Source organism: Paracidovorax sp. MALMAid1276 (assembly GCF_049198005.1).
GTDB lineage: Bacteria > Pseudomonadota > Gammaproteobacteria > Burkholderiales > Burkholderiaceae_C > Acidovorax.
The window spans coordinates 1-1,367 of record NZ_JBMIRS010000074.1 but is presented as its reverse complement, the minus strand read 5'-3'; the positions used below and the strand labels follow the sequence as shown (position 1 = coordinate 1,367).

The following is a 1,367-nucleotide window of genomic DNA, read 5'->3' as shown; positions in this document are numbered from 1 at the left end:
GTGGATAAGTTCTTGGTCGCCTTCTCCTTCTTGGTGGTCTGTGGTGGTTGCTGTGCGGAGCTGTTCTTGAACCTGTAGCTGTCGTTGCCGGTTTCCAGAATATGGCAGTGATGCGTGAGTCGGTCCAGCAGCGCCGTGGTCATCTTGGCATCTCCGAACACATTGGCCCACTCGCTAAAGCTCAGGTTGGTGGTGATCACGACGCTCGTGCGCTCGTACAGCTTGGACAGCAGGTGGAACAGCAAAGCTCCTCCTGACGTACTGAACGGCAGGTAGCCCAGCTCATCCAGGATCACCAGGTCAGCATAGACCAGGCGGTGCGCGATCTGCCCCGGCTTGCCCTGGGCCTTCTCCTCTTCCAGTGCATTGACCAGCTCCACCGTGGAGAAGAACCGCACCCTGCGGTGATGGTGCTCAATGGCTTGCACCCCCAGGGCCGTGGCAATGTGGGTCTTGCCCGTACCCGGTCCACCCACCAGCACCACGTTGTTGGCGTTCTCCAAGAATTCGCAGCGGTGCAGCTGGCGTACCAGTGCCTCGTTCACCTCACTGTGGCCGAAGTCAAACCCAGCCAGGTCCCGGTACGCCGGGAACCTGGCCACCTTCAATTGGTAAGCCACTGAGCGCACCTCCCGCTCGGCGGTCTCGGCCTTGAGCAGCTGGGACAGGATGGGCTGTGCCGCCTCGAAGGCCGGTGCACCTTGCTCAGCCAGTTCCGCAACCGCCTGGGCCATGCCGTGCATCTTGAGCTCGCGCAGCATGATCACGATGGAAGCGATGGCGGGGTCATGACGCATAGCGCACCTCCCTCAATTGGTCGTAGCGAAGCACGTTGGCCTGGGGTTCTACCGCCAGCTTGAGGGCCTGGGGCGATGTGACCGGTGCTGGAGCGGGCTTGCCGTCCAGCAGGCGGTGCAGCACGTTCAGGATGTGGATCTTGCTGGCAGCCCCTGACTCCAGTGCCAGCTCCACTGCAGCGAGCACCGCCTGTTCATCGTGGTGCAGCACCAGTGCCAGTACCTCCACCATCTCTCGGTCGCCGCCGGGTTGCTTGAGCAAGGTGGCCTGCAGTCGCTTGAAGGCCGCTGGCAGCTCCAGGAATGGGGCGCCGTTGCGCAAAGCTCCTGGTTTGCGCTGCAGCACCGCCAAGTAGTGGCGCCAGTCGTAGACGGTCTGTCCCGCACCATGGTGGTTACGCTCGATCAGGCGCTGGTGCTCGCACACGATCTGACCTTCGGCGGCGACCACCAGGCGATCCGCATAGACGGGGTCCCCTCGTTTTCAGTGCAATAACTGGCGGTACGCAAACCCAGCACTGGCGCGGGGGTGGTGTTGGTAGATCGTTGATTCTGTTGGCTTTCCTGTTC

General features: G+C 62.1%; 1 protein-coding gene and 1 pseudogene. Both read right to left on the bottom strand.

The window, feature by feature from the left end:
* On the bottom strand, window positions 1-797 hold a 797-nt coding region (gene istB, locus ACOQFS_RS04770), incomplete at its 3' end, for an IS21-like element helper ATPase IstB (protein ID WP_421561767.1).
* A pseudogene (locus ACOQFS_RS04765) lies at window positions 787-1,266 on the bottom strand (IS21 family transposase); the annotation flags it as partial. The gene istB and the pseudogene ACOQFS_RS04765, both read right to left, overlap by 11 nt.
* Between the last annotated feature and the right edge of the window lie 101 nt (window positions 1,267-1,367).